Here is a 1,097-nt window from a genome sequence, read left to right on the forward strand (position 1 = left end):
TACGGCCACACCCTGGCCACCGCCGGAGACGACGGCACCGTGCGGATCTGGAACACGACCACCGGCAAACCGGTCGCCGTCCTGACCGGCCACACCGGCCCGGTGCGCTCGGTGGCCTTCAGCCCGGACGGCCACACCCTGGCCACCGCCGGAGACGACGGCACCGTGCGGATCTGGAACACGACCACCGGCAAACCGGTCGCCGTCCTGACCGGCCACACCGACTCGGTGCGCTCGGTGGCCTTCAGCCCGGACGGCCACACCCTGGCCACCGCCGGAGACGACAAGACAGTGCGAATCTGGAACACGACCACCAACCAGCAGATCGGCGCCCCACTCACCGGCCACACCAGCTGGGTACGCTCGGTGGCCTTCAGCCCGGACGGCCACACCCTGGCCACCGCCGGAGACGACAAGACAGTGCGAATCTGGAACACGACCACCGGCAAACCGGTCGCCGTCCTGACCGGCCACACCGGCCCGGTGCTCTCGGTGGCCTTCAGCCCGGACGGCGAACACCTGGCCTCCGCCGGAGGTGACGGCACGGTGCGAATCTGGAACACGACCACCGGCAAACCGGTCGGCGCACCCCTCACCGGCCACACCAGCTGGGTGTCCTCGGTGGCGTTCAGCCCGGACGGCCACACCCTGGCCACCGCCGGAGACGACGGCACCGTGCGGATCTGGAACACGACCACCGGCAAACCGGTCGCCGTCCTGACCGGCCACACCGGCCCGGTGCGCTCGGTGGCCTTCAGCCCGGACGGCCACACCCTGGCCACCGCCGGAGACGACAAGACAGTGCGAATCTGGAACACGACCACCAACCAGCAGGTCGGCGCCCCACTCACCGGCCACACCAGCTGGGTGTCCTCGGTGGCCTTCAGCCCGGACGGCCACACCCTGGCCACCGCCGGAGGTGACGGCACGGCGCGGATCTGGGACGCGGTTACCGGCCGGCAGATCGGCGGCCCACTCACCGGCCACACTGGCGCGGTGCGCTCGGTGGCCTTCAGCCCGGACGGCCACACCCTGGCCACCGCCGGAGGTGACGGCACGGCGCGGATCTGGGACGCGGTTACCGGCCGGCAGATCGT

Annotated in this window: 1 protein-coding gene; it reads left to right on the forward strand. The window is 71.6% G+C overall.

Features of this window, described 5'->3' with window-relative positions:
• Positions 1-1,097 (forward strand): WD40 repeat domain-containing protein (locus tag ACWEF2_RS20735; RefSeq protein ID WP_453817452.1); only part of this gene is annotated, 1,097 nt, incomplete at both ends.

The sequence above is a fragment of the Streptosporangium sp. NPDC004631 genome, from assembly GCF_053601935.1.